This is a genomic window from Streptomyces sp. NPDC093097 (genome assembly GCF_044754325.1).
In the GTDB taxonomy this organism is placed as follows: Bacteria; Actinomycetota; Actinomycetes; order Streptomycetales; family Streptomycetaceae; genus Streptomyces.
Window position 1 is genome coordinate 1 of sequence record NZ_JBIVOW010000003.1, and the last position, 25,253, is coordinate 25,253.

Annotated in this window: 22 protein-coding genes; 9 read left to right on the top strand and 13 right to left on the bottom strand. The window is 74.3% G+C overall.

Translation table 11 applies throughout. From position 1 onward, the window contains the following. Positions 1-161: 161 nt before the first annotated feature. From ACIQE0_RS05445 to ACIQE0_RS05455, 3 genes are all read right to left on the bottom strand, one after another. Positions 162-1,160 (bottom strand): 3-oxoacyl-ACP reductase, encoded by a 999-nt coding sequence (locus tag ACIQE0_RS05445; RefSeq protein ID WP_402329271.1) that lies wholly within the window; start codon positions 1,158-1,160, stop codon positions 162-164. Between the two features lie 59 nt (positions 1,161-1,219). Beyond that, the gene (locus tag ACIQE0_RS05450; RefSeq protein WP_402329273.1) at positions 1,220-2,296 is read right to left on the bottom strand and encodes a Zn-dependent alcohol dehydrogenase; all 1,077 of its coding nucleotides are present in this window, start codon (positions 2,294-2,296) and stop codon (positions 1,220-1,222) included. Positions 2,297-2,374: 78 nt separating this feature from the next. Continuing rightward, positions 2,375-3,331, bottom strand: coding sequence for a MaoC/PaaZ C-terminal domain-containing protein (locus tag ACIQE0_RS05455; RefSeq protein WP_402329275.1), 957 nt, complete (start codon positions 3,329-3,331; stop codon positions 2,375-2,377). Positions 3,332-3,770: 439 nt separating this feature from the next. Here ACIQE0_RS05455 and ACIQE0_RS05460 point away from each other — a divergent pair, with 439 nt between their 5' ends. From ACIQE0_RS05460 to ACIQE0_RS05475, 4 genes are read left to right on the top strand one after another with little or no spacing between them, the layout of a single operon-like run. Then, entirely contained in the window at positions 3,771-4,754 is a 984-nt protein-coding gene (locus ACIQE0_RS05460) for an ABC transporter ATP-binding protein (RefSeq protein ID WP_402329277.1), read from the top strand. Continuing rightward, complete coding sequence (locus ACIQE0_RS05465; protein WP_366331978.1) at positions 4,754-5,476, top strand: ABC transporter permease; 723 nt, start codon at positions 4,754-4,756, stop codon at positions 5,474-5,476. The genes ACIQE0_RS05460 and ACIQE0_RS05465 overlap by 1 nt, the downstream gene beginning before the upstream one ends. A gap of 48 nt (positions 5,477-5,524) precedes the next feature. Further along, positions 5,525-6,802, top strand: coding sequence for a histidine kinase (locus tag ACIQE0_RS05470; protein ID WP_402329813.1), 1,278 nt, complete (start codon positions 5,525-5,527; stop codon positions 6,800-6,802). Next, the gene (locus ACIQE0_RS05475) at positions 6,799-7,404 is read left to right on the top strand and encodes a response regulator (protein ID WP_402329279.1); all 606 of its coding nucleotides are present in this window, start codon (positions 6,799-6,801) and stop codon (positions 7,402-7,404) included. The genes ACIQE0_RS05470 and ACIQE0_RS05475 overlap by 4 nt, the downstream gene beginning before the upstream one ends. A 143-nt stretch (positions 7,405-7,547) precedes the next feature. Here ACIQE0_RS05475 and ACIQE0_RS05480 read toward each other — a convergent pair whose 3' ends face one another. From ACIQE0_RS05480 to ACIQE0_RS05490, 3 genes are all read right to left on the bottom strand, one after another. Further along, positions 7,548-8,993 (bottom strand): MFS transporter, encoded by a 1,446-nt coding sequence (locus ACIQE0_RS05480; RefSeq protein WP_366331981.1) that lies wholly within the window; start codon positions 8,991-8,993, stop codon positions 7,548-7,550. Between the two features lie 159 nt (positions 8,994-9,152). After that, positions 9,153-10,358 (bottom strand): thiolase C-terminal domain-containing protein, encoded by a 1,206-nt coding sequence (locus tag ACIQE0_RS05485; RefSeq protein ID WP_402329282.1) that lies wholly within the window; start codon positions 10,356-10,358, stop codon positions 9,153-9,155. Positions 10,359-10,394: 36 nt separating this feature from the next. Beyond that, entirely contained in the window at positions 10,395-12,581 is a 2,187-nt protein-coding gene (locus tag ACIQE0_RS05490; RefSeq protein WP_402329284.1) for an acyl-CoA dehydrogenase, read from the bottom strand. A 709-nt stretch (positions 12,582-13,290) separates the two neighbouring features. On the opposite strand from ACIQE0_RS05490, the gene ACIQE0_RS05495 reads away from it, so the two are divergent. The 4 genes from ACIQE0_RS05495 to ACIQE0_RS05510 all read left to right on the top strand — a co-directional run bounded on the left by ACIQE0_RS05495 (position 13,291) and on the right by ACIQE0_RS05510 (position 17,140). After that, positions 13,291-13,950 (top strand): class I SAM-dependent methyltransferase, encoded by a 660-nt coding sequence (locus tag ACIQE0_RS05495; RefSeq protein ID WP_402329286.1) that lies wholly within the window; start codon positions 13,291-13,293, stop codon positions 13,948-13,950. Between the two features lie 19 nt (positions 13,951-13,969). Further along, the gene (locus ACIQE0_RS05500) at positions 13,970-14,860 is read left to right on the top strand and encodes an N-acetylmuramoyl-L-alanine amidase (RefSeq protein WP_402329288.1); all 891 of its coding nucleotides are present in this window, start codon (positions 13,970-13,972) and stop codon (positions 14,858-14,860) included. 193 nt (positions 14,861-15,053) lie between these two features. Beyond that, positions 15,054-15,977 carry a hypothetical protein gene (locus ACIQE0_RS05505; RefSeq protein WP_402329290.1) on the top strand — a complete coding sequence of 308 codons (924 nt, stop codon included), beginning with the start codon at positions 15,054-15,056 and terminating at the stop codon, positions 15,975-15,977. 152 nt (positions 15,978-16,129) lie between these two features. Continuing rightward, a complete protein-coding gene (locus tag ACIQE0_RS05510) occupies positions 16,130-17,140 on the top strand; it encodes an LLM class F420-dependent oxidoreductase (protein ID WP_402329292.1) in 1,011 nt (336 codons plus the stop codon). A gap of 16 nt (positions 17,141-17,156) precedes the next feature. On the opposite strand, the gene ACIQE0_RS05515 is transcribed toward ACIQE0_RS05510, so the two are convergent. From ACIQE0_RS05515 to ACIQE0_RS05535, 5 genes are all read right to left on the bottom strand, one after another. After that, positions 17,157-17,993 (bottom strand): maleylpyruvate isomerase family mycothiol-dependent enzyme, encoded by an 837-nt coding sequence (locus tag ACIQE0_RS05515; protein ID WP_366331988.1) that lies wholly within the window; start codon positions 17,991-17,993, stop codon positions 17,157-17,159. 427 nt (positions 17,994-18,420) lie between these two features. Next, positions 18,421-18,993: a hypothetical protein gene (locus ACIQE0_RS05520; RefSeq protein WP_366336923.1), complete on the bottom strand. Its 573-nt coding sequence runs from the start codon at positions 18,991-18,993 to the stop codon at positions 18,421-18,423. A 128-nt stretch (positions 18,994-19,121) separates the two neighbouring features. Continuing rightward, on the bottom strand, positions 19,122-20,192 hold the full coding sequence (locus tag ACIQE0_RS05525) for a prenyltransferase (RefSeq protein WP_366336925.1): 1,071 nt from the start codon (positions 20,190-20,192) through the stop codon (positions 19,122-19,124). Beyond that, positions 20,189-20,989 (bottom strand): class I SAM-dependent methyltransferase, encoded by an 801-nt coding sequence (locus ACIQE0_RS05530; protein WP_366336927.1) that lies wholly within the window; start codon positions 20,987-20,989, stop codon positions 20,189-20,191. The genes ACIQE0_RS05525 and ACIQE0_RS05530 overlap by 4 nt, the downstream gene beginning before the upstream one ends. 77 nt (positions 20,990-21,066) lie before the next feature. Then, entirely contained in the window at positions 21,067-22,428 is a 1,362-nt protein-coding gene (locus ACIQE0_RS05535) for a glycosyltransferase family 4 protein (protein WP_402329296.1), read from the bottom strand. A 238-nt stretch (positions 22,429-22,666) separates the two neighbouring features. Between ACIQE0_RS05535 and ACIQE0_RS05540 the strand changes: the two genes are divergently transcribed. Continuing rightward, positions 22,667-23,320 carry a TetR family transcriptional regulator gene (locus tag ACIQE0_RS05540; protein ID WP_366336931.1) on the top strand — a complete coding sequence of 218 codons (654 nt, stop codon included), beginning with the start codon at positions 22,667-22,669 and terminating at the stop codon, positions 23,318-23,320. Between the two features lie 105 nt (positions 23,321-23,425). Here the strand turns inward: ACIQE0_RS05540 and ACIQE0_RS05545 are convergent, their stop codons facing one another. Together ACIQE0_RS05545 and ACIQE0_RS05550 are read right to left on the bottom strand one after the other, a co-directional pair. Next, positions 23,426-23,659, bottom strand: coding sequence for a ferredoxin (locus ACIQE0_RS05545; protein WP_366336933.1), 234 nt, complete (start codon positions 23,657-23,659; stop codon positions 23,426-23,428). Then, entirely contained in the window at positions 23,659-25,110 is a 1,452-nt protein-coding gene (locus ACIQE0_RS05550) for an aldehyde dehydrogenase (protein WP_402329299.1), read from the bottom strand. The genes ACIQE0_RS05545 and ACIQE0_RS05550 overlap by 1 nt, the downstream gene beginning before the upstream one ends. Between the last annotated feature and the right edge of the window lie 143 nt (positions 25,111-25,253).

Below are 25,253 nucleotides of genomic sequence, written 5' to 3' on the forward strand. Positions count from 1 at the left end.
GCCCCCCCCGCCCCACCCGGGCCCCGCCGCGGGGGGGGCGCCCCCCCCCCCCGGGGGCGGGGCCCCCCCCCCCCCCCGCCGGGGGCCCCCCCCCACGGCCGTTCTGCGTCCGGTGCGCCCCGCCCGGCGCCCGCCGGCCGCGCTCGCGGGCCGGGCGCCCGTCAGTCGTGCTTGAGGCCGAGCACCTCGGCGGCCGCGAAGGTCTCGTGCGCCGGCCGCCCCGCGTAGTACGGAGTGAGCAGGCCGTCCAGCTCCTCGTAGCTGAAGAGCTCCTTTGCGGTGTCGAACTTCGCGGCGATCCGCGGGCGTTCGGCGATGGCGACCATGCCGCCGTGGACGACCAGCAGCTGGCCGTTGACCCCGGCGGCGGCCGGCGAGGCGAGGTAGCCGACGAGCGGCGCGACGTGCTCGGGCGCGAGCGGGTCGAGCCGGCCGTCCCCGGTGGCCGCGCCCTCCTGGTGTCCGGGGATGCCGGCGAAGACGTCCTCGGTCATCCGGGTGCGGGCGCGCGGGCAGATGGCGTTGGCGGTCACGCCGTACTTGGCCAGCGCCAGCGCCGTGGACGTCGTGAGGCCGACGATGCCGCCCTTGGCCGCGGCGTAGTTGGGCTGGCCGGCCGAGCCCGCCAGGAACGCCTCGGAGGAGGTGTTGACGATCCGGCCGTGGACCGGGCCGCCGGTCTCCTTGGCGCGGGCGCGCCAGTGGGCCGCCGCGAAATGGGTGGTGTTGAAGTGGCCCTTGAGGTGCACCCGGATCACCGAGTCCCACTCGTCCTCGGTCATCGAGAACACCATCCGGTCCCGCAGGATGCCCGCGTTGTTGACCAGGATGTCCAGCCGCCCGTAGGTGTCGATCGCCAACTGGACGAGCGCACCGGCCTGTTGGTGGTCGGCGACGTCGCCGGTGTGGACGACGGCCTGCCCGCCGGCCGCGCGGATCTCGGCGGCGACCTCCTCGGCGGGGGCGGCGCAGGCCGCGCCGGAGCCTCCCCCGGGCTCTCGGCTCCGCTCGGGCCGGGGTGGCCCTCCATCGACCCGGCCGCCGTAGTCGTTGACGACGACGCGGGCGCCGAGGCGGGCGAGTTCGAGGGCCTCGGCGCGGCCCAGTCCGCGGCCGGCACCGGTGACGATCGTGGTCAGGCCCTCCAGTGGCTGTGCCATGCGTGTCCTCTCCTGTGCAGTCGTCCGCTGCTGTGCTCGTCCCGTAGGGCGGCGCGCTGTCAGATCTCTATGCAGGTGCGCAGGGCCGTTCCCGAACGCATCTGGTCGAGGGCGTCGTTGACGTCGTCGAGCCGGACGCGGTGGGTGATCAGTCCTTCGAGGTCGATCCGGCCGGCCCGCCACAGGGCGATGGTCCGCTCGTAGGAGCGCAGCACATCGCCGCCCCCGTACAGCGACGGCAGGATCCGCTTCTCGTCGAAGAACAGCTCGAACATGGTCAGCTGGAGGGCGTCGTCCAGCGCGCCCGCGCCGACGATGCAGAGGGTGCCGCCGCGCCGGGTGGTCTCGTAGGCGGTGCGGGCGGTCGCGGACTTCCCGACGACCTCGAAGACGTGGTCGAAGCCCTCTCCCCCGGTGATCCGGGCCTTGGCGTCGGCGAGTCCGTCGGGGGCGACGGCCTCGGTGGCGCCGAACCGGAGGGCGGCCTCGCGGCGGGCCGGCACCGGGTCGACGGCGATGATCTGGGCGGCGCCGCTGGCCCGCGCCCCCTGGATGACGGAGATGCCCACACCGCCGCAGCCGATCACCGCGACCGAGGAACCGGCCTCCACCCGGGCGGTGTTGAAGACGGCGCCGAGGCCGGTGGTGACCCCGCAGCCGATCAGGGCGGCGATCTCGTAGGGGACGTCGTCCGGGATCGGGACGGCGCAGTGGGCGGCGACCACCACCTCCTCGGTGAAGGTGCCGGTCCCGGCGAAGCCGAAGACGTCGCCGCCGGGGCGTGTGAAGTTGGGGGTGCCGGCGTTCATGAACCCGGCCAGGCACAGATGCGTCTGGCCGCGCTTGCAGGACGGGCAGCTGCCGCAGGCCGGCAGCCAGCACATCAGGACCCGGTCGCCCGCCTTCAGGTTGGTGACCCCCTCGCCGACGTCCAGGATCTCCCCGGCCCCCTCGTGCCCGGGGACGAACGGTGTGGGCTGCGGCAGCACCCCGTTCATCGCGGAGAGGTCGGAGTGGCACAGCCCGGTGGCCCGGATCCGGATCCTGACCCGGCCGGGCCCGAACCCCACCGCCTCGACGTCGTCGAGCACCTCCAGCCTGTCCCGTCCCGTCTCGTGCTGTACGGCTGCGCGCATACCTACGGCTCCTCTCGCGAGTTCCTTCGACATACGGTCCGGCGGGTCGACGGGGCCGGGGGTGCCCCCGCCGGGCGGCTACCGGTACGCGACCACGGTGTCCGCCAGCACCGGCGCGTCGTCCCGGTCCGCCGCGGTGACCGACACCTGGAGGCGGCCGTCCGAACCCGGCTGCCCCGGCTCGGAGTTGCCGCCCACGGTCGCGTCCCGCCAGACGCGGATCCGCAGCGTCTCCCCCGGGAAGACCACCCCCGCGAACCGGGTGCTGTACGCGCGCACCCGGGTCACGTCCCCGTCCAGCACGGTGTCCACCACCGCCTTCAGCGTCACCCCGTACGAGCACAGGCCGTGCAGGATCGGCCGGTCGAAGCCGGCGAGCGCCGCGAACTCCGGGTCGGCGTGGAGGGGGTTCCAGTCGCCGGAGAGGCGGTAGAGCAGCGCCTGGTCCGCGCGGACGAGGCGCTCGGTGGTCAGGTCCGGCGCCCGGTCGGGCAGTTCGCCGCGGACCGACGGCCCCCGCTCGCCGCCGAAGCCGCCCTCGCCGCGGACGAAGATCTGGGTGTCGCAGGTCCACAACGGCCCGTCGTCGTCGGCCACTTCGGAGCGCAGCACGATGACGGCCGCCTTGCCCTTGTCGTAGACGGCCGGGACGGTGGAGGTCTGGGTGGCGCGGCCGTGCACGGGCAGCGGGCGGTGCACGGTGACGGTCTGGCCGCCGTGCAGCACGGCGGCCAGGTCGACGTCGATGCCGGGGGCGGAGAGCCCGCCGGCCAGCGCCATCCCTTCCCCAAGCTCTCGACTTCGCTCGACCAGGGGAGACCCCAATCCGGCGACGGTGGCGAAGCTGGGCAGCACGTGCAGCGCGCTCTCCAGGGTGTAGCGGAGTTCGTCGGGGTCGGTGGCGGCGTGCGGCCGCTCCGCGGTGGCGGCGCCGGCGCCGATGCCGAGGTGGTAGAGCTGGACGTCCTTGTGGTCCCAGGCGAGTTCGGTGGTCCGCGGCTCGGCGGAGGTGGCCTTGGCGGCGTCGATGGGCATGGGGGTGCTGCTCCTTCACCACGGTGTCAAGACCCCGGCCCGGCCGTCCGCACCGTCGGCCGTGCCGGGGTCGTATCGGATCGGCGGGCCCGCGCCCGTCGGCGCACTGCACTTCTAGAACGCGTTCTAGCCGATGGCAGTCATGTATAGCCGATGCGGGCGGCGCCCGGAAGACCCCTGACGGTATGTCAGATATGGGCCGGTGGGCGGTCGCCGCCGTGAACGAGCGGCCGCCCGCCCCGTCTCCCGGCCTTCCCCTCGCCACCCGTGACATTTGTCAGGGGTATTCCTCGACATTCGCATCTGCCGCACGATCGCAACGCTCCGTAGCGTCTTGGGCAGCAGGACAGACAGCGTGCGGCGGCGCCACGGAACGGCGGCGCAGCGGCACCGCCATCGCCGGCGGCGGAATCCGCGCCGGCACAACGGGGAGGCAGGCATGACGGCGACGATGAGCAGGGGCCGGGCGCCCGGAGGGGCACCGGTGGGCGCCGCGGTGGCGTTCTCCGACGTCACCCGGAGCTACGGCGCGGTGCAGGCCGTGGCCGGGCTGGAGTTGACCCTCGCCCAGGGCGAGACCGTGGCACTGCTCGGCCGCAACGGCGCGGGCAAGTCCACCACCGTGGCGATGCTGCTGGGCCTGCTGCCGCCCACCGAGGGGGAGGTGCGGCTGTTCGGCGGCGCGCCTCAGGCGGCGGTGCGGGCGGGCCGCGTGGGGGCGATGCTCCAGGACGGCAAGCCCATCCCCCGGGTCACCGTCCGGGAGTTGATCGGTTTCGTCGCCGCCGCCTACCCGCGCCCGATGGGCGTCGACGAGGCCCTGGAGCTGGCCGGGCTCGACGCGCTGGCCGGGCGGCGGATCGACCGGCTCTCCGGCGGCCAGGCGCAGCGGGTCCGCTTCGCGGTGGCCCTGGCCGGCAATCCCGACCTGCTGGTGCTGGACGAGCCCACCGCCGCCCTCGACGTGGAGGCGCGGCGCGCCTTCTGGGACTCCATGCGGCGCTACGCCCGCCGCGGCAACACCGTGCTCTTCTCCACCCATTACCTCCAGGAGGCGGACGAGCACGCCGACCGGATCGTGGTGCTGGACCGCGGCCGGGTGGTCGCCGACGGCAGCGGTGCCGAGATCCGGCAGCGGGCCGGCGGCTCGCTGGTCTCCCTCGACCTCGCCGGCGCGGGCACCGGGCCGCTGGCCGCGCTGCCCGGGGTGACGGCGGTGGAGATCCACGGTGACCGCGCCCGGCTGCGCACCGCGGACTCCGACGCCACGGTCCGGGCGCTGGCCGCCCTCGATCTGATCCGCGGTCTCCAGGTCGCCCCGGCCAGCCTGGAGGACGCCTTCCTCGCCCTGACCGGCACGGCGCCCGGCACCCCCGGCGCCCGGACCTCGAACTCGACCTCGAACGCGAAGGAGACGGTGTGATGTTCGCCTACGTCCGTCTGGAAATCCGCCGCGCCCTGCGCGACAAGGGCTATGTGTTCTTCGGGATCGGGATGCCGGTGCTGATGTACCTGCTGTTCACCCGCCTCGGCGCCGGCGGGTCGGCCGCCGACTGGAAGCTCTACTCCATGGTCGGCCTGGCCGCGTACGGCGCGCTGGGGGCAGCGTTCGGCCCCGGCGGCGGCGTCGCCGAGGACAAGAGCCTGGGCTGGCTGCGGCAGTTGCGGAGCATCCCGCTGAGCCCGGCGCAGGTGGTGGTGGGCCGCGGGCTGACCGGCTCGGTCACGGTGCTGCCGGCGCTCGGCGCGGTGCTGCTGGTGGGCGGGCTGGTCAACGGCGTGCGGCTGGCGGTCTGGCAGTGGGCCGCGCTGGTGGTGCTGCTGTGGCTGGGCACCGTCCCGTTCACCCTGCTCGGCCTCGGCAACGGCTACCGCCTCTCCTCGCAGGCCACCGGGCTGGTCAACACCGGTTGCCTGCTGGTGCTCTCGATCGTCGGCGGACTGTGGTTCCCGGCCGCGGCGTTCCCCGGCTGGCTGCGCACGCTGTCCGGCTGGACGCCCGCCAACCGCTTCGCCGACCTCGGGCTGAGCGTCGCGCACGGCGGTGCGCCGAGCCTTGCGACGGTGGCGATACTGGCCGCCTGGCTGGCACTCTTCGGCGGATACGCGGTGTACGCGTACCGCCGGGCGGCACGGACAGTGTGACCGGCGGTGCGGTCGGCGGCGGAGGACGACACGGGGGCAGTGAGCGGTATGCAGTGGATCGGACGGCGGCGGGGGCCGAAGGCGGCGCCCGACGGCGGGGCGGACCCGCACCGGTGCGGGCGGAAGGCACGGGCCCAGCGGGCCGACAGGGGGCCCGGGCGGTACGCCTTCCTGCCCTGGCTGTTCATGGGGGCGGGCGCGTTCTCCAACATCATCCAGGGCAAGTCCGGCAACCCCTGGCTGGCCGGCCTCGGGCTCCTCGCCTTCAACGCCCTCTATGTGAACGTCGTCTTCGCCGCCTTCAGCCCCCGGCTGCGCGACACCCGCTATCCGATCGGCGCGCTGGCCGCGCTGGCCGCCGTGACCTTCGCCGTCGCGCTGGGCTTCGGCGGCGAATGGCTGCTGTTCTTCCCGCTGCTGTCGCTGGCGTCGGGCACGGTGCGCACGCTGCGCGGCAAACCGTTCGCCGTCTGGCTGGTCGCGCTCAGCGGGACGGCGGGCGTCATCTCCGGACTGCGGCAGGAGGACCCCTGGGGCTCGTTCGGCATCGGCTACGGCACGTTCCTGTCCGGCCTGGTGACGGCCACGGTCCTCAGCCTCTTCGACACCATCCAGGAACTGCGGGCCACCCGCCAGGAGTTGGCCCGCAGCGCCGTGGAGAAGGAACGGCTGCGGTTCTCCCGCGATCTGCACGACCTGCTGGGGCACACGCTGTCCGTGGTGGTGGTGAAGGCGGAGGCGGTGCGCCGGCTGGGCCCCCGCGACCTCTCCGCCGCGCTGGCCCAGGCCGCCGACATCGAGGCGGTGGGCCGGCAGGCGCTCACCGAGGTCCGGGAGGCGGTCACCGGCTACCGCAAGGGGAGCCTGGCCACCGAACTGGACCGGGCCCGCTCGGCGTTGGACGGCGCCGGTATCGAGTCGGTGGTCCGGCAGGCCGGTCCGCCGCTGCCGACACAGGCCGAGGCGCTGCTGGGCTGGGTGGTCCGCGAGGGCGTCACCAACACCGTCCGGCACAGCGGCGCCACCCGCTGCGCGATAGAGGTCTACGCGGACGACGACCGGGTACGGCTGACGATCACGGACGACGGCCGGGGTCCCGTAGGCTCCGATGCGTCCGACGCGGACGGGGCCCTCCCCGTGCCCGGCGCCGCCACCGGACCGTTGGGCGGTACGGGTCTGACGGGGCTGGCCGAGCGGCTGGCCGCGGCGGGCGGCACGCTGCGCAGCGGCCCGGACGGCCGGCGCGGCTTCCGCGTCGCCGCCGAACTACCGGTGGGCGCGGGCGATCTGGCGGATGCTGCGGATGCTAAGGAGTGGGCCGGGTGATCAGGATCCTGCTGGCGGAGGACCAGCGGATGATGCGGGGCGCGCTGGCGCTGCTGCTCGACCTCGAAACGGACATGGAGGTGGTGGCGCAGGTCCCGGCCGGCGACCAGATCATTCCGGCGGCGTTGCAGTCCCGGCCGGACGTCGCGCTGCTGGACATCGAACTGCCCGGTATGAGCGGGCTGGACGCCGCCGCCGAGCTGCGCGACCAACTGCCGTCGTGCAAGGTGCTGATCGTGACGACGTTCGGGCGGCCCGGCTATCTGCGCCGCGCCATGGAGGCCGGGGCGTCCGGCTTCCTGGTGAAGGACGGTCCGGTGGAGGATCTGGCGGAGGCGATCCGCCGGGTGCTGGCCGGTGAGCGGGTGATCGACCCGGGGCTGGCCGCCGCGGCCCTGAGCGCCGGACCCAACCCGCTGACCCAGCGCGAGCGCGATGTCCTCACTGCGGCCGTGGACGGCGCGACGGTCGCCGATATCGCCGCCAAGCTCCACCTCTCGCAGGCCACGGTCCGCAACTACCTCTCGGCCGCCATCGGCAAGACCGGCACCCGCAACCGCATGGAGGCGGTGCGCGCGGCCCGGCGCAACGGGTGGTTGTAGGTCCCCTCCGCACGCCACCCGCCGGCCGTCCGGGATCGGGCCGCTCTCCGGGCGGCCGGCGGGAGGGGGCCGGCAGGGCCCGGCGAGGGCGGCGGGTGCCCCGGCACGGGGCGGGGCAGCCACGCGGTCGTGGGCGGCGCCGCTCAGCCGTGGGCGACGTCCGCGCGCCGGCGCGGCAGCGCCAGGAGCATCAGCGTGATACCGGCCGCCAGCACCACCGCGCCGACCAGGAAGGCCAGTCCGTAGCCGCCGGCCAGGGCCGCCCGGCCGTGCCCGGCCGCGATGCGGGAGGCCGCGACGGTGGAGAGCACCGACAGGCCCAGCGCGCCGCCCATCTGCCGCGAGGTGTTGATCAGGCCGGAGACCAGCCCCTGGTCGGACGGGTCGGTGCCGGAGGTGGCGATCGCCGCGGTGGGCGTCGCGGTCAGTCCGGCGCCCAGTGCCATCAGGACACCGGGGCCGAGGATCGTCCCGAGGTAGGTGCCGTCGACGGTCAGCGTGCTCTGCCAGAGCATGCCGCACAGCGAGATCGCCGCGCCGCTGACCGCCAGGGTCTTGGCGCCGACGTAGTTCATCAGGCGGGGCGCGGCCTTGGAGCCCAGCACGATGCACAGCGAGTGCGGGATGAAGGAGAGCCCGGCCTGAAGGGGGGTGTAGGAGAGGACGTTCTGCGTGTAGAGCGAGAGGAAGTACCACATGGAGAACATCGCGGCGCCGGCCAGCACCATCGCCGCGTTCGCCGAGGAGACCGACCGCCGCCGGAACAGCCCCAGCGGCATCAGCGGCGCCCTGGTGCGCGCCTCGACGGCGACGAAGACCGCGACCACCACCAGCCCGGCGGCCAGCGGCAGCAGCGCGGCCGCCGCCCCCCAGCCGTGCGTCTCGGTCTGCACGATGCCGTACGCCACCAGCCCGAGCCCGCCGGTCACCAGCAGCGCACCGGGCACGTCCAGCCGCCGCGCGGCGTCCCGCCGGCTCTCGCTCAGCCACCGCACCGCACCGGCCAACACCAGTGCGCCCACCGGCACGTTGATCAGCAGCACCCAGCGCCATGTCAGGTACTCGGTCAGGACGCCGCCGACCAGACCGCCCACCGCGCCGCCGCCCGCGCCGACCGCCGTCCAGGTCGCGATGGCCCGGGTGCGGGCCGGACCGGCCGGGAACGACGTGGTCAGGATGGTGAGCGTGGCCGGGGAGAGCACCGCGGCGCCCACGCCCTGGACGGTGCGGGCGGCGATCAGCTGCCAGGGCTGCTGGGCCAGCCCGCCGGCCAGGCTCGCGACGGTGAACAGCGCCAGCCCGACGACGAAGATCCGCTTACGGCCGAAGATGTCCGCGGCCCGGCCGCCGAGCAGCATGAAGCCCGCGAAGGTGATCACATAGGCGTTGACGATCCACTGGAGTCCCAGCTCGGACAGGCCCAGTCCGGTCCGCATCGCGGGCAGTGCCACGTTGACGACGGAGACGTCCAGCACGACCAGGAACTGTCCGGCGCAGACCAGCAGCATCACCAGCCAGGCCGGCGCGGCCGTCCGGCGCGCGGCCGCGGACAGCGTGGAGGAGGTGGCTATCGGGGGCATGCCGCCCATGCTTGCACCGAACGCGCGCCCGGCGCATCGGGATAACGGCGCGTTCCCGCCCGCCCGGCCCTAGGGCCACGGACGTAGGTCGCGGCCAGGAAGAACGGGGCCCCGAGCCCGGGCGCAGGCGCCCCTTCAGCCCGCCACTCCCCAAGACTCCCCCACCGCTCACTTCCGCAGCAGCGTCACCACCGCCGCGCCGCCCAGGCCGATGTTGTGGGCGAGGCCGACGCGGGCACCGGGCACCTGGCGGTCGCCGGCCGTGCCGCGCAACTGCCAGCACAGCTCGGTGACTTGGGCGATCCCGGTGGCGCCCAGCGGATGCCCCTTGGAGATCAGCCCGCCGGAGGGGTTGACCACCCAGCGGCCGCCGTAGGTGGTGGCGCCGTCGGCGATCAGCTTCCCCGACGCGCCCGCCGGGCACATCCCGAGCGCCTCGTAGGTCAGCAGCTCGTTGATGGAGAAGCAGTCGTGCAGCTCGATGACGTCGACGTCCTCGATGCCCAGGCCGCCGGCCTCGTAGACCTGCCGGGCCGCGGCCGACGTCATCGGTGCGCCGACGACGTCGAGGCAGGAACCGGAGGCGAAGCTCTCCTCGGTGTCGGTGGTCATGGCCTGTGCGACGATCTCCACCGCCCGGTCGGCCAGGCCGTGTTCGCGGACGAACCGCGCCGAGGCGACCACCGCGGCCGCCGCGCCGTCGGAGGTCGGTGAGCACTGGAGCTTGGTGAGCGGGCGGTGCACGGTGCGGGCGGCGAGCACCTCCTCGACGGTGTGGACGTCGCGGAACTGGGCGCAGGGGTTGTGCGCGGAGTGCCGGTGGTTCTTGGCGCCGACCATGGCCAGTTGCTCGGCGGTGGTGCCGTACCGGTCCATGTGCTCGCGGGCCGCGTTGCCGAAGATCTGGGCGGTGGGCGGGGTCCGCTCGAAGCCGTGGGCCGCGGCCATCACGCCGTAGTGCCGGGCGACCGGGGAAGCCGAGCCCCCCGCACCAGCGGCTCCGCCACCGGCGCCGGCGCCCAGCGCGCCGCGCTTCATCTGCTCGAAGCCCAGTGCCAGGACGCAGTCGTTGAGGCCCGACGCGACGAACTGGCGGGCCATCATCAGCGCAGTGGAACCGGTGGCGCAGTTGTTGTTGACGTTGTAGACGGGGACGCCGGTGAGCCCCAGTTCGTACACGGCGCGCTGGCCGGCCGTGGACGCCTGGTAGCAGTAGCCGACCGGCACCTGCTCGATCGCGTCGTAGCCGATGCCGGCGTCGGCGAGCGCCGCACCACCCGCCTCCTTCGCCATCTCCCAGTACTGCCACTCACGGGTCTCGGGCTTCTCGAACCGGGTCATCCCGACGCCGATCAGGTACGCCGTGCCGGCCATGCGGATCATCCTCCAGAGGACGGGGCGGGTCGGTGGTCAGACGAGGGAGCGGGGCTCGGGGTCGCGGGGCAGGCCGAGGAGGCGTTCCGCGACGACGTTCAGCTGGACCTGGGTCGTGCCGCCGGCGATGGTCAGGCAGCGCGACATCAGGAAGCCGTGCAGGGCCCGTTCGCCGGGGCCCTCGCGGACCGCGCCGGCCGGGCCGAGCAGTTCCAGGGCCAGCTCGGCGGCCTTCTGCTGGTGCGCGGTCTGCACCAGCTTGCGGATGCTGGCGCCGGCGCCCGGCTCCAGGCCGGACACCTGCTGGAGGGTGGTGCGCAGCGCGATGCAGCCGAGCGCGTGCGCCTCGGCGGCCAGTGCGCCGAGCCGGGCGCGGACCGCGCCGTCGAGGTCGGCGGTGCGCGCCAGCAGGGCCTCCAGGCCGGTGTCGAAGGCCACCTGGTCGGCCATGTGGACGCGTTCGTTGCCCAGGGTGGTGCGGGCGACCCGCCAGCCGTCGCCGACGGTGCCGACCACCGCGTCCGCCGGCAGCGGCACATCGTCGAGGTACACCTCATTGAAGAGGGCGTCGCCGGTGATCTCCTTCAGGGGGCGGACGTCGACGCCGGGGGCCGCCATGTCGACGAGGAAGAAGGTCAGGCCGCGGTGCCTGGGCGCGTCCGGGTCGGTGCGGGCGAGCAGGATGGCGTGGTCGGCGGTCCGCGCGGCCGAGGTCCACACCTTCTGGCCGGTGATCCGCCATCCGCCGTCCGCGGTGCGGACGGCGCGGGTGCGCAGCGACGCCAGGTCCGATCCGGCCTCCGGCTCGGAGAAGAGCTGGCACCACGTCAGGTCCCCGCGGAGCGTGGGCGGCAGGTACCGCTCCTGTTGGGCGGCCGTGCCGTGGGCGAGGAGGGCGGGCACCACCCAGGTCGCGATGCCCAGGTCGGCGATCCGGACGCCGGCGGCGGCCATCTCCTGCTGGATGGCGAGCTGTTCCACGGGGCCGGCGCCCAGCCCGTAGGGGGCGGGCAGGTGGGGCGCGGCGTATCCGGTGGGGGCCAGCGCGCGGCGGACGGCGGCCGGTTCGAGGCCGCGCACCCGGTCGACGGTGGTGCGCGCCCGGTCCCGGAACCCGGCGGCCTCGGCGGGGAGTTCCAGCTTCAGGGCGCGGCGGGCGCCGGCCGCGGCGTGCCGGGCGGCGCGCTGCCGGTGGGCGTCGCCGCCGCCGAGCAGCTGGCGGGCGGTGAGCGCGCGGCGCAGGTGGAGGTGGGCGTCGTGCTCCCAGGTGAAGCCGATGCCGCCGAGGATCTGGATGCAGTCCTTGGCGCAACCGACGGCGGCGTCCAGGGCGGTCGCGGTGGCCAGCGCGGCGACCAGACCGCGCACCGCGGGTTCCTCGCCGGCGGCCCGGGCGGCGTCCCAGACCAGCGCACGGGCCTGCTCGCAGCGGAGCAGCATGTCCGCGCAGAGGTGTTTGACGCCCTGGAACTGGCCGATGGGGCGGCCGAACTGCTCGCGCACCGCGGCGTGCGCGGCGGCGGCCTCCAGCGCCCAGGCGGCGGTGCCGCAGCCTTCGGCGGCGCACAGCAGCCCGGCGAGGTCGCGGACCAGTGCGCCGTCGATCGCGAGGCGCCGGTCGCCGGGCACCGCCGTGGCCTCGGCGCCGATCTCGGCGGTCGGCCGGGTCGGGTCGGCGCTGTCCTGGACGCGGACGGCGAGGTCGGCGGCGTCCACCGCCAGCCACACCGTCCCCGTGGCCGCCCGAGCCGCCAGCACCAGCAGATCGGCGTCGCCGCCGGCCAGGACCGGGGGCGCGGTGCCGTCGAGGACGTACCCGTCGGCGCTCTCCGCGGCGGTGAGGGTGCCGCTGCCGAGGGCGACGGCGGCGATCCGCTCGCCGGTGGCCAGCGCCCGCAGGAGGGGGCGGGGCGCGCCCCCGCGGCGCAGCAGTTCGGCGGCGAGGACGGTGGGAAGGTAGGGGCCCGGTAACGCCGCGCGGCCGAACTCCTCCAGGACGACGGCGAGATCGAGCAGATCGCCGCCGCCCCCGCCGTCGGCCTCGGGGAGGTGGAGGCCGAGCAGGCCCTGTTCGGCGAGCCGGTCCCAGTGGCCGGGGCGGCCGGTCCGCGCCGGCGGGGCGTCGAGCAGCGCGCGCACGTCGTCGGGCGGTACGGTCCGGGCGGCCCAGCCGCGCGCGGCCTCCGCGAGGTCACGGTGGTCCTGCGTGATTCCGATGCCCATGCCGGGCAGAGTAGAACACGTTCCAATCTGACGGAAGGTCAGATGCAGGGTGGAGTGGGGAGAGCGGGGTCGGGGCGGTCCCGGTCCGCCTCCGCGGCCGTACGGTGCGGCCCTCGACGGGAAACGGCCCGGACGCGAACCGGAAACGGTTCGGCGAATTCCGTGCGGGCCGTTCGCTATTACCGCGCGCAGCCCGGCGGTTTATCGGCGGACTTTCCCCGCGGGGATTCGGAGCGCTTACCGATTCGGGGTACGCACGGCATCCGCTCCGGGCCGGTTCGGCATCCGATCTCGGCGCGCGGCTGATGCGCGTTCCCCGCACGTTGCCCCGCGCGTTCCGGGCGTGTTCCGCTTCGCGTTCGGCCCGCGCGGGAATGCGGCGAATTCCCGGCCGCCGGGAACGCCCTGGTTACAGGAACGGGCGGGGACGGAGACGGAGTCGGCACGACAGGAACAGGCGACGCAGGAGGAGCAGGAGTCACGGAGAAAGCGGGAGGTGGCACAGCGGGCAACGGCGGGTGGGCGAACCCCCGTTCCGCGCCCCCGTCCCCGGTACGGCACGATCCCTACCGCGGGATCTCTCCGCGGGGACGTCCACCGCGGGGCCCCGCCGCACGATGCCCAACGCCCGGTGCGCCGCACGTCCGATGCGGCGCACCGGGGCACCGACGGCCGCCGCAGCCCGGCCGCGCCCACCAGGAGGAAGCCCATGACCGCTCCCACGGCCCCGACCCCGCCCCGGCCGGAGATCCTCGCCGCCTTCGAGGCGGCGAAGGGCTTCATGCCCGCGGACGAGGGGCTCGCCCTGTACGCGGCGGCCGGCGAGGTGGCGGCGCTGGGGCTGCCGCTGGTGGAGATCGGCACCTACTGCGGCCGCTCCACGCTGCTGCTCGCCGAGGCGGCGAGTGCCGCCGGGGTGATGGCCGTCACGGTGGACCACCACCGGGGCAGCGAGGAGCAGCAGCCCGGCTGGGAGTACCACGATCCGGAGGTCGTCGATCCGGCCGTCGGGCGGATGGACACCCTGCCGACCTTCCGCCGCACCCTGCACGCCGCGGGCCTGGAGGACCACGTGATCGCCCTGGTGGGCCGCTCGCCGCAGGCCGCGAGGGTGTGGCAGGCACCGGTCGGCCTGGTCTTCATCGACGGCGGGCACACCGACGAGCACGCCACCGCCGACTACGAGGGGTGGGCCCCGCACGTCGCCGACGGCGGGCTGCTGGTCATCCACGACGTCTTCCCGGACCCGGCGGACGGCGGCCAGGCCCCGTACCGCATCTACCGCAGGGCCCTGGCGTCCGGCGCGTTCACCGAGGTCTCGGCGCACCGTTCGCTGCGCGTCCTGCGGCGCACCGGGGCCGGAATCTGAGGCGGCTACCATCGCCCAGGTGTCGAACAGCAGTCCTTTCCCCCCGCCCCGCCGCTCGCGCGGCACCCTGCTGATCGCGTCGGCCGTGGTGGTGGCCGTCGGTGTCGGCGGCTGGCTGGCCTGGCGGCCGCCGGTCGGCGGCGCCGCCCCCGCCGGCTCCGCCTCCGGGTCGCCGGCGCCGGACGGCGGGCCCGCGGGGGACGCGGCGCACCCGGCCTCCACCGGCGCTCCGCACGCCGGCCTCAAGGGCAAGACCGTGCTGCTCGACCCCGGCCACAACCCGCGCAACCGCGACCACACCCGCGAGATCGCCCGCTCCGTGGACATCGGCAACGACCACAAGGAGTGCGACACCACCGGCACCGCCACCGACGACGGCTATGCCGAGGCGGCGTTCACCCTCGACGTCGTGCGGCGGGCCCGTGCGCTCCTGGAGGCGGAGGGCGCCAAGGTCGTCCTCACCCAGGACGGCGACCGCCCGTACGGGCCGTGCGTGGACGCCCGCGCCGCGGCGGGGAACAAGGCGCACGCGGACGCCGCGGTCTCCGTCCACGCCGACGGCTCGGACCCGGGGAACCGCGGCTTCCATGTCATCCTCCCGGCGCGGGTCGCCGCGGGCGCCGCCGACACCTCCCGGATCGTGGCGCCCTCGCGGGATCTGGGCGAGCGGCTGGCCGACCGGTTCGCGGCGACGACCGGAAGTTCCCGTTCCAATTACCTCGGACACGGGACCGGGTTGGACGTCCGCGCCGATCTCGGCGGGCTGAACCTCTCCGCGGTGCCGAAGGTGTTCATCGAGTGCGGCAATATGCGCGATCCCAAAGATGCCGCGCAATTGACCGACGCGGGATGGCGGGAAAAGGCGGCCCGCGGGATCACCGAGGGCATTACGGACTTCTTGACGCACTGAACGGACTTCCGCCGCCCGCCGAACGGACTTCCGTCCGCGGGCCGCACCGATACCCCGGGGCGGCCCACAGGATTCGGCGATAGGTTCTCTTTTACGATGGGGACCTTCGCCGTGCCCCGCACCGCGCGCCAATGACCGGGTCGACGCCCTCCCGCCGTCGACCAGGAACACGAAACCGACAAAGGACCTTTACGTGAACATCCGCTCCCTCAGTCGAGGCGACGGCGTGGTGATCGGAGCAGCGGCACTGCTGTTGATCGCCTCGTTCCTCGGCCTCGACTCGTACGGCGCCGCCAACGCCTGGCAGGCACTGCACCTGTTGATGAGCGTCTACCTGGCCGGCGTCATCGCGGCCGCCCTGATCGTCACGGCGCGGGCGCTGCCGCAGCCGCGCAAGGTCGCCGGCCTGGACCTCGGGCAGTTCGGGGTGGCGCTGTCCGTGTTCGCCGCCTGGACCGCGTTCTGGGCGATCATCGACAGCCGCGGCGCGGGCGTCGGTCTGATCCTCGGCCTGATCGCCGCGCTGGCCCAGGCGGGCGCCGCGGTGGCCACCCCGCTCGTCCCGGCACTGAAGGCCCCGCTGATGGGCGCGCCCCGTCCGCAGCAGGTCGCCGGTCCGTACGGCGGCGCCCAGGCCCAGCAGGGACACCACGCTCCCCAGGCGCAGCAGGCTCCCCAGGAGCAGCAGGGGTACGGCTACCCGGGCGGCGCCCAGCAGCAGGGCGGCTACGGCTACCCGGGCGGCCAGTCCTACGGCGAGCAGCCCTACGGCGGCCAGACCCACGGCAGCCAGGCCCACGGCGGCCAGTCCTACGGCGGCCAGCCCTACGGCGGCCAGCAGGCCGGGGGCACGGGTGCCGCCGCCGGGGCGACCGCCGGCGGCGCCGCGGGTGCCACTCCGGCGGCCGGCGGCCCGGCCGACTTCGCGCCGTTCTGGTTCGCGGTGCCGGTGGCCCGCCCGCTCTACGGCGAGGACGGCTCGCCGTCGCCGATCGCCGAACTGGCGCCCGGCACCTGGTACCTCGCGGTGGAGCAGCGGGGCGCCGCGCTCGTCGCGCAGACCCAGGACGGCCGCCGCGGCATCCTCCAGGACACCACGGGCATCCAGCGCGGCTGACGCCGCCTTACGGCCCGCCGCACGGCCCCTCGCCCCTCGGGCGGGGGGCCGTTGCCATGTCCGCGGCGGCCCCGTACAGTGCGCGGACCGGAGAGCTGACGCAGCGTCATGTTCCGTACGGACAACCGGTCGTCGACACAGGGGGCGGGCCCATGCGACTCGGTCTGGCACTCGGCTACTGGGGCCGCGGCCCCGATCCCCGGCATCTCGACCTCGCCCGCGCGGCCGAGCGCCTGGGCTACGACTCGGTGTGGACCGCGGAGTCCTGGGGCTCCGACGCGTTCACCGCGCTCACCTGGATCGCCGCGCACACCTCCCGCATCAAACTGGGCACCGGCATCGCCCAGATGGCCGCCCGCGCCCCCACCGCCACCGCGATGCACGCGCTCACCCTCGACCACCTCTCCGGCGGGCGGGTCCTGCTGGGGCTGGGGCTGTCCGGACCGCAGGTCGTCGAGGGCTGGTACGGGCATCCGTTCCCCAAGAGCCCGCTGACCGCCACCCGGGAATACGTGGCCGTCGTCCGCCAAGTCCTGCGCCGGCAGGGCCCGGTGGCCTCCGAGGGGCGCTTCCACCCCCACCCCTACCGGGGCCCGGACGCCACCGGCCTCGGCAAGCCTCTGAAGCCGATCACCCACCCGCTCCGCGCCGACCTGCCCGTCCTGCTCGGCGCCGAGGGCCCCCGGAACATCGCGCAGACCGCCGAGATCGCCGACGGCTGGCTGCCGCTGTACTGGTCGCCCACCCGCACCGAGGTCTACCGCCCGTCGCTGGAGCACGCCCCGGACGGCTTTCTGATCGCCCCCATGGTGCGCGCCCTGGTCTGCGACGACGTCGCCGAGGGGCTGCTGCCGGTCAAGGCGATGCTCGGCTTCTACATCGGCGGCATGGGGCACGCCAGGAGGAACTTCCACGCCGACCTGATGGCGCGGATGGGCTACCCGGAAGCCGCCCGCCGCATCCGGGAACTCTTCCTCCAGGGCCGCCGGGAGGAGGCGGTGCGGGCCGTGCCGGACGCCTTCGCCGACGAGATCTCGCTGGTCGGGCCGCCCGAACGGATCGCGGAGCGGCTGGAGTTGTGGCGCGCCGGGCCGGTCACCGACCTGCTGGTGACCGCGCCCGACCCGACCACGCTGCGGGTGCTGGCCGAGCTGAACTCCTGACGGCCCGGCCGGCCGGTCACTCGAAGGACGCGTACTCCAGCCAGCGGTCGAACACCGACCGGTCGCCCAGCACCTCGATCCCCGCGTCCTCGACGGACCGCCGGCGGAACAGGGCCAGCAGCAGCTCGGTGAGCGGGCCGCGGAGCGCGACCGCGGCCTTCTCGTGGGCGCGGCGGTGGGCCAGCCGGTCGCCGGTCAGGTCCAGGATCCACTCGGCATGCAGGTCTGCCGGGGCGTCGGTGGCGTGCAGGTGGATCGTCCGGCCGGGCCCGAACGCGCCGTCGGCGCGCTCCGTCCAGCGCGCGGCCGCCTCCGGCAGGGCGCACAGCTGGAGCCACTCGTCGATGCAGTCGGCGGCGAGCTCCGGCGGGACCTCGTACGCGGCGCCGGTGGTGAGTGCGGCGTCGGCGCGGTGGACCACCGTCTCGTGGGCCATCCGGCGGGCCCAGAACCCGGCCGTGTGGTCCGTCGCCCAGGACCAGACGGCGGCGTCCGCACCGGCCTCGCACAGCGCCGCCACGGTGCGCTCGGCACCCTCGGCCAGCCAGAGGTCGAGCGCCTCGGGGGTGCTGCCCTCCGGTCCGCCGGAGCCGGGGACGTCGCCCCAGGCGATCACCTCGGTGGCGCGGGTGGCGACCAGTTCCCCGGCCCAGCGGTGCGCGCCGCCGACGTGCCGGGCGAGCTCGGCCAGGGTCCAGTCCGGACAGGTGGGCACGGTCGCGGTCAGATCGGCCCCGCGCAGCGCCGCGCGGAACCGCTCGGTCTCGGCGAGCAGTTCCGCACAGTAACGTCCATGGTCAAGTGAGCCCTGGAGCGGTCCGGGCTGGGTCGCAGGTGATTCCTGAGCAGTCATGCGACGCACGGTATCGCCAACTCCCCTTGCCGACCTCCCTATTACACCGCCACGAAGGACCCTCCGGATGCCCCGGGAGATCCGATGACACCGCCCATGCCACAGCGCGCCCAACGGTCACACGAGGATGACGGTTCACATGTCCGCCGACTACTCGGCCCACACCCCGCACCAACCCACCGGGAGTTGACCCCACCCACCTGAACTACCGACCACACACGGGAGGGGACGGGTCTGTGGGGCGGTAGGGGTGTGCCGGACGTAAAGCGAAGCAGTCCGGCACACCCCTACCGCCCCACAGACCCGGCACCGCACCCAACAGCCCCGCGCAGCGGACCGGCACCACACCCGACAAGCCCCGCGCAGCGGACAGGCACGGCGGGAAGGCCGACAACGTGGGAAGCCGGGCCAAGCGCCCAGCGACCCGCTACCCGCCCAGCTGCGACAGGCTCGGCACCTGGTTCGTGACCTCGGCGCCGTTGCTCTTCCCCGCGTCCTTGACGCCGCCGATGACGTTCTGGAACTTGTTGATGTCACCGGTGTCCGCATCGCCGCTGCGGAGCTTGGTGCCGAGGCTCTTCAGTGAGTCGATCCCGCTGTTGAGCGGGGCCAGCGCCTTGGAGAGCGCCGGGTCGCCCTGGGCGTTGTGCACCGCGGCCTTGAGCCGGTTGTAGGTGAAGACCCCGGCCAGACCCGCCTTGACCAGCGCCCGCTTGCGGTGCGGGGCGCCGTGCTTGAAGCCGCCCGCGCGGTACGGCTTGATGATCCACTCGTAGGCGGCGCCGGCCGCGAGGCCCGCGTTGGCCACGAAGCGGGTCTTGGCGAACTTCTGCTTCTCCACGGAGCTGGTCGGGCTGGGCGTGCCGCCGGCATCGCCCTGGCTCTCCTTCGATCCGCCGCAGGCGACGGTTCCCATGGTCAGGGTGCACACCAGCAGCGGGGCGGCGACGGCCCTGCGGAGGGCGGCGCGGTTGCGGACGGGGGACTGCACAACGGTCACGGCACGCCTCCGGCGGGCTCGGTTCGACTGGGGAACATCGTCCGCAGCCTGACCTGCCCGCCGGCCGGCCGCCACCGGGAAACGGCCAACCGGGGGTGGCCGGTACCGAGCGCCCCCGAGGTGCCCGGCTACCGGCAGCAGTCCGGCGCCAGCCCCACCGGGAGCCGCTCGCCGCCGAACACCGAGGTGGTCGCCTCGTCACCGCCCAGCGCGGACACCGCCAGCAGCAGCGAACCGGCCGTCCAGGACGTCAGCTCCCGTGGCCATATCGTCTCGTCCTCGAAGACATAGCCGGTCCAGTACATGCCGTTCTCGGCCCGCAGGTGCTGGATCCACTTCAGGATCAGCACGGCCCGGTCGGACTCCCCCATCGCCCAGAGCGTCAGCGCCAGTTCGGCGCTCTCGCCGCCGGTGACCCAGGGGTTGGGCACCACGCAGCGCACGCCCAGCCCCGGGACGACGAAGCGGTCCCACTCCGCGTCGATCCGCGCCCGGGCCGCCGGGCCGCGCACCGCGCCGCCCAGCACCGGGTAGTACCAGTCCATGGAGTAGCGGGACTTGTCGAGGAACCGCTCGGGGTGGTGGCGTATCGCGTGGCCGAGCCGGCCCAGGGCCAACTCCCAGTCGGGCTGCGGCTCCTCGCGCTGCTCGGCCAGCGCCAGGGCGCAGCGCAGCGCCTGGTAGACGGAGGACGAGCCGGTCAGCAGCGCGTCGCGGACGGGCGTGCCGTCGTCCTCGCGCTTCCAGCCGATCGCGCCGCCGGGCTGCTGGAGTTCCAGTACGTACTCGATCGCCGCGTGGACCGCCGGCCACATCCGGTCCAGGAACGCCTCGTCCCCGGTGGAGAGGTAGTGGTGCCAGGCCCCGACCGCGAGGTAGGCGCAGAAGTTGGTCTCCCGGCCGCGGTCGGTGGGGGCGCCGGCGTCCCCGTCGGCATAGGCGGCGAACCAGGAGCCGTCGGGCTGCTGGTGGCGGACCAGCCAGTCGTAGGCGGCCTCGGCCCGCTCGTGCTCGCCGGCCGCGTCCAGCGCCATGGCGGCCTCGGTGTGGTCCCACGGGTCGAGGTGGTGGCCCCGGAACCAGGGGATGGCGCCGTCGGTGCGCTGGGTCGCCAGGATGCCGGCGACCGTGTCGGCGGCCTGTTCGGCGGTGAGCACCCCCGGCAGGACGAGCCGTTCGGTGCGCCCGGGAGTCGTCACTTGGCGGCCCCGCGGGCGGCGGGCTTGGTGGACCGGGTGCGCCGGGCGGCGGCCTTGGGCGCGGGCTGCGCCGCCGCCTCGGGCAGCTGCGGCTTGGTGGCGTAGGCGACGAAGCTCTTGCCGATGACGGGGTTGAGGGCCTGCTCGGCGAGCCGGGTGGCCAGCGGCTTCTTCATGATGTCCCAGACCAGCAGCTTGTGGTACGCCTTGACCGGCAGCGCCTGGTCGTTGTCCACGCCGAAGGCGCACTTGAGCCACCAGTAGGGGCTGTGCAGCCCGTGCGCGTGGTGGGTGCCGTACGGCTCCAGGCCCGCCTGGCGCATCTTGTCGAGGAGTTCGTCACCGCGGTAGATGCGGATGTGGCCGCCCTCGACCTCGTGGTAGGCGTCGCTGAGCGCCCAGCAGATCTTCTCCGGGCCGTAGCGCGGCACGGTCACCGCGATCCGGCCGCCGGGGCGCAGCACCCGCACCATCTCGGCGAGCACGCCCTTGTCGTCCGGTATGTGCTCCATCACCTCGGAGATGATCACGACGTCGAAGCTGGCGTCGGGGAAGGGCAGCGCCAGCGCGTCGCCCTCCATCGCGGTGGCGGTGGCGCCGGCCGGGGCCTCGCCGGCCTCCTTCATCGCGGCGAACCACTTGGCGACCTCGCGGATCTCCTCGCCGTTCCGGTCCAGGGCGACGACCTGCGCGCCCCGCCGGTAGCACTCGAAGGCGTGCCGGCCGGCGCCACAGCCCAGGTCGAGTACGCGGTCGCCGGGAGCGAGCGGGAATCGGGAAAAGTCGACGGTCAGCACGGCGTTTACGCTTTCGTCCGGCGGTCAGGGGCGGGGTGAGGTGCGGCGTGGGCTGGGGGAGGACGACATGGCGGGGGTCACCGGCGGCCGGCGGCCGGCGCGGTGGTGGGGCGGTCCGCCTGGCGGGCGATGGCCTCGCGGTAGCGCTCGGCGGTGCCGAGGGCGGCCTGCCGCCAGGTGAAGCGGGCCAGCACCCGCTCCCGGCCGGCGGCGCCCAGCCGGTTGCGGAGCCCCTCGTCGCCCAGCAGCCGCAGCAGCCCGGCGGCGAGCGCCCCGGCGTCGCCCGGCGGCACCGCGAGGCAGGTCTCGCCGTCCGGCCCGGCGACCTCGGGGATGGCGCCGCCGGTGGTGGCCAGCAGCGGGGTCCCGGTGGCCATCGCCTCGGCGGCGGGCAGCGAGAAGCCCTCGTAGAGGGAGGGCACGCAGGCGATCTGCGCGCCGCGCACCAGGTCGACGAGTTCGGCGTCGCTGATGCCCTTGACGAACTCGATGGCGCCGGACAGGCCGAGCCGCGCGATGGCGGCGGCGACCGGCCCGTCGTCGGCCCGCTTGCCGACCACGACGAGGTGGGCGTCGGGCCGTTCGGTACGCACCTTGGCCAGCGCCTCGACGAGGTGGATCAGCCCCTTGAGGGGGACGTCCGCGCTGGAGGTGGTGACGATCCGGCCGGGTACCTCCGGGACGGACGGGTCCGGGGAGAACAGGTCGGTGTCGGCGCCGATCGGCACGACGTGGATCCGGCCGGGGCGGACGCCGAGGTCCTCGACGATCTCCTGGCGGGAGGAGCCGGAGACGGTCAGCACCGACGGCAGCCGCCGGGCCACCCGCTTCTGCATCCGCGTGAAGCCGTACCAGCGGCGGACCGAGGCGCGCCGCTTCCAGTCCTGCGCGGCGGCCAGGTCGAGCCGCCGGTCGACGGTGATGGGGTGGTGGATCGTGGTGACCAGCGGGGCGCCGAGCGCGCCGGGCCCGCCGAGCAGGCCGTAGCCGAGGGTCTGGTTGTCGTGGACCACGTCGAACCGGCCGCGGCGGGCGGCCAGATGGCGCCGGGCGCGCAGCGAGAAGGTCAGCGGTTCGGGGAAGCCGCCGGTCCACATCGTGCCGACCTCGACGGCGTCGACCCAGTCGCGGTACTCCTCGCGCCCCGGGGTGCGGAACGGGTCGGGCTGGCGGTAGAGGTCGAGGCTGGGCAGCTCGGTGAGCGTCACGCCCTCGTCGAGGACGGGGTAGGGCTGCGCGCCGATCACCTCGACGGTGTGGCCGAGCCGGGCCAGTTCGCGCGAGAGGTGGCGGACATAGACGCCCTGACCGCCGCAGAAGGGGTTGCCCTTGTACGTGAGCATGGCGATCCGCAGGGGACCCTCACGGTCCGTCGGGGCGGAGGCCGAGGGGGTCTCCGCCGGGCGGGGCGCGGCTGCCTGGACGGCCTCTGCGGTCACGCACGGCCCCCTTCTCACTGGACTTTCGCCGGAGCGTAACCGCTGGCGGTAATCTAGAACAAGTTTCAGAACTGAATAGCTACTGATCAGTTCACCGAGTTGTGAATCTACCGGCCGGGAAGAGAGCGAAAAGAGCCACGCCAGGTGATTCGCGCCACGGCACGGCCCCTGCCATGCTGTGCCGATCACACCACCGGCGCGCACCGCATCGCGGACGGAAAGCCACGGAATGGGACACATGACTACGGAACCCAAGGCGGCCAGGCCGGCGCTTCCGGCGAGTCCTCCCCTGACCGAACGTCAGGAGGCCCGGCGCCGCCGCATCCTGCACACCAGCGCCAAACTGGCCGGCCGCGGCGGCTTCGACGCCGTCCAGATGCGCGAGGTCGCCGAGTGCTCCGGGGTCGCGCTCGGCACCCTCTACCGCTACTTCCCGTCCAAGGTGCACCTGCTCGTCGCCACCATGCAGGACCAGCTCCAGCGCATGCACGAGACGCTGCGCAAGCGCCCCCCGTCGGAGGAGGACCCCGGCGCCCGGGTCGCGCAGACCCTGATGCGGGCCTTCCGCGCCCTCCAGCGCGAACCCCACCTGGCCGACGCGATGGTGCGCGCGCTGACCTTCGCCGACCGGTCCGTCAGCCCCGAGGTGGACACCGTCTCCCGGCTGACCACCACGATCATCCTCGACGCGATCGGACTGGACGGCCCGCCCACCCCGGAACAGCTCTCCGCGGTCCGGGTCATCGAGCACACCTGGCACTCGGCGCTGATCACCTGGCTGTCCGGTCGCGCCTCGATCGCCCAGGTGAAGATCGACATCGAGACGGTCTGCCGGCTGATCGACCTCACGACGCCGGGACGGACGCCGGACCGCCTGCCGCCGTCCGCATAACCTCCCCTCCCGGGTGGGTAGTTGGCCCGCAAGGGGGCCTCCCGACCCCTAAGGGCCCAGCCACCCCACCCCCTACGGGCCCGAGCCACCCCCTCGCTCCCCCGCTCACTCCTCCGGCGGGAACACCGCCTCCCCGCTCCCGGCCTCGCTGATCGCGATCGCCTCCACCGGGCACGCCTCGGCCGCCGCCAGCACGCCCTCGGCGGCCTCCGTCTCCGGTTCGACGGGATGCGACTGCCGCGCCGCGTCCAGCCGGAACCGCTCCGGCGCGGTCCCGGCGCACAGCCCCGAGCCGATGCAGACCCGCCGGTCCACCGCCACCCGCCAGCGCTCCGCCATCACGCACCCGCCGGCAGGTGGATCATCTTGTGCTCCAGGTAGGCGCCGAATCCCTCGGGCCCGAACTCCCGCCCGATACCGGAGTTCTTGTAGCCGCCGAACGGCCCGAGCATGTCGATGCTGAAGGTGTTCACCGAGTACGTCCCGGTCCGCACCCGCCGGGCGATCTCGACGCCGTGCTCGGTGTCCGCGGTCCACACCGACCCGGACAGCCCGTACTCGGAGTCGCCTGCGATCCGCACCGCCTCCTCCTCGTCCCCGTACGGCAGCAGGCAGATCACCGGACCGAAGATCTCCTCACGGGCGATCCGCATCCCGTTGTCGACCTCGCCGAAGAGCGTGGGCTCGACGTACCACCCCGTCGGCTGCCCCGCCGGCCGCCCGCCGCCGGCCAGCAGCGCGGCGCCCTCCTTCTGCCCCAACGCGATGTAGTCCAGGGACCGTTGCTGCTGACGCCGGGCGACCAGCGGGCCGATCTCGGTGGCCGGGTCCAGCGGGTCGCCGACGGTCAGCGCCCCCGCCGCCGCCGCGAACCGCTCGGCGATCTCGTCGTAGCGGCTGCGCGGAGCCAGGATCCGGGTCTGCGCCACGCACGCCTGCCCGTTGATCATCCAGGCGAACGGCGTGATCCCGGCGACCGCCGCGTCCAGATCCGCGTCCGGGAGGATCACCGCGGCGGACTTGCCGCCCAACTCCAGCGTGACGCGTGTGAGGTTGCGGGCCGCGACCTCCATCACCCGCTTCCCCGCCGCCACCGACCCGGTGAACGACACCTTGTCCACGTCCGGGTGCCCGACCAGGTACTCGCTCACCTCCCGGTCGGCCGGCAGGATCGACAGCACCCCCTCCGGCAGCCCCGCCTCCGAGGCGATCTCGGCGAGCAGATACGCGTCCAACGGCGTCTCCGGCGAGACCTTCAGCACCACCGAGCACCCGGCCAGCAGCGCCGGCGCGAGCTTGGCGGCCGCGGTGAACTGCGGGACGTTCCACGGCACCACGGCCGCGACCACACCCACCGGCTCCCGGCGCACCAGCAGCGGCCCCAGCACCCCGGCCCGCCGCTCCTCGAACACGAACTCCCGCGCCACCGTGAGCGCCGCGTCCCAGACCAGCATCGCGGCCAGCGACTGCACCATGACGCCCGCGGTGACCGGCGTCCCGTTCTGCGCGCCGATGACCCGCGCGAACTCCTCGCTGCGCACCGCGAACGCGTCCTTGATCCGGCCCACCACGGCGATCCGCTCCGCCAGCGGCGCGTTCGCCCACACCCCGGCCTCGAAGGACGCGCGGGCCGCCGCCACCGCCCGGTCGACGTCGGCCCGCGCGGCGTGCGGCACCCGGCCGATGACCCGTTCGGTGTGCGGCGAGACGACCTCGATGGTGTCCGGGCCGGCCGGGTCGACCAACTCACCGCCTATATAGAGCTTTCCGTACTCGACGAGGTCGCTCATCGCTGCCGCCTCCCGACGGTCTCGACGGTCTCCGACGTCCGGAAGCATTTCTGACGCTTCATCAGAAGTCGCTTTCCAGAACTGATACCAGTTCGCCGCCGCGGAGTCCACGGCCCCTTGCCGCGGGACCCGCGCCACCGCGC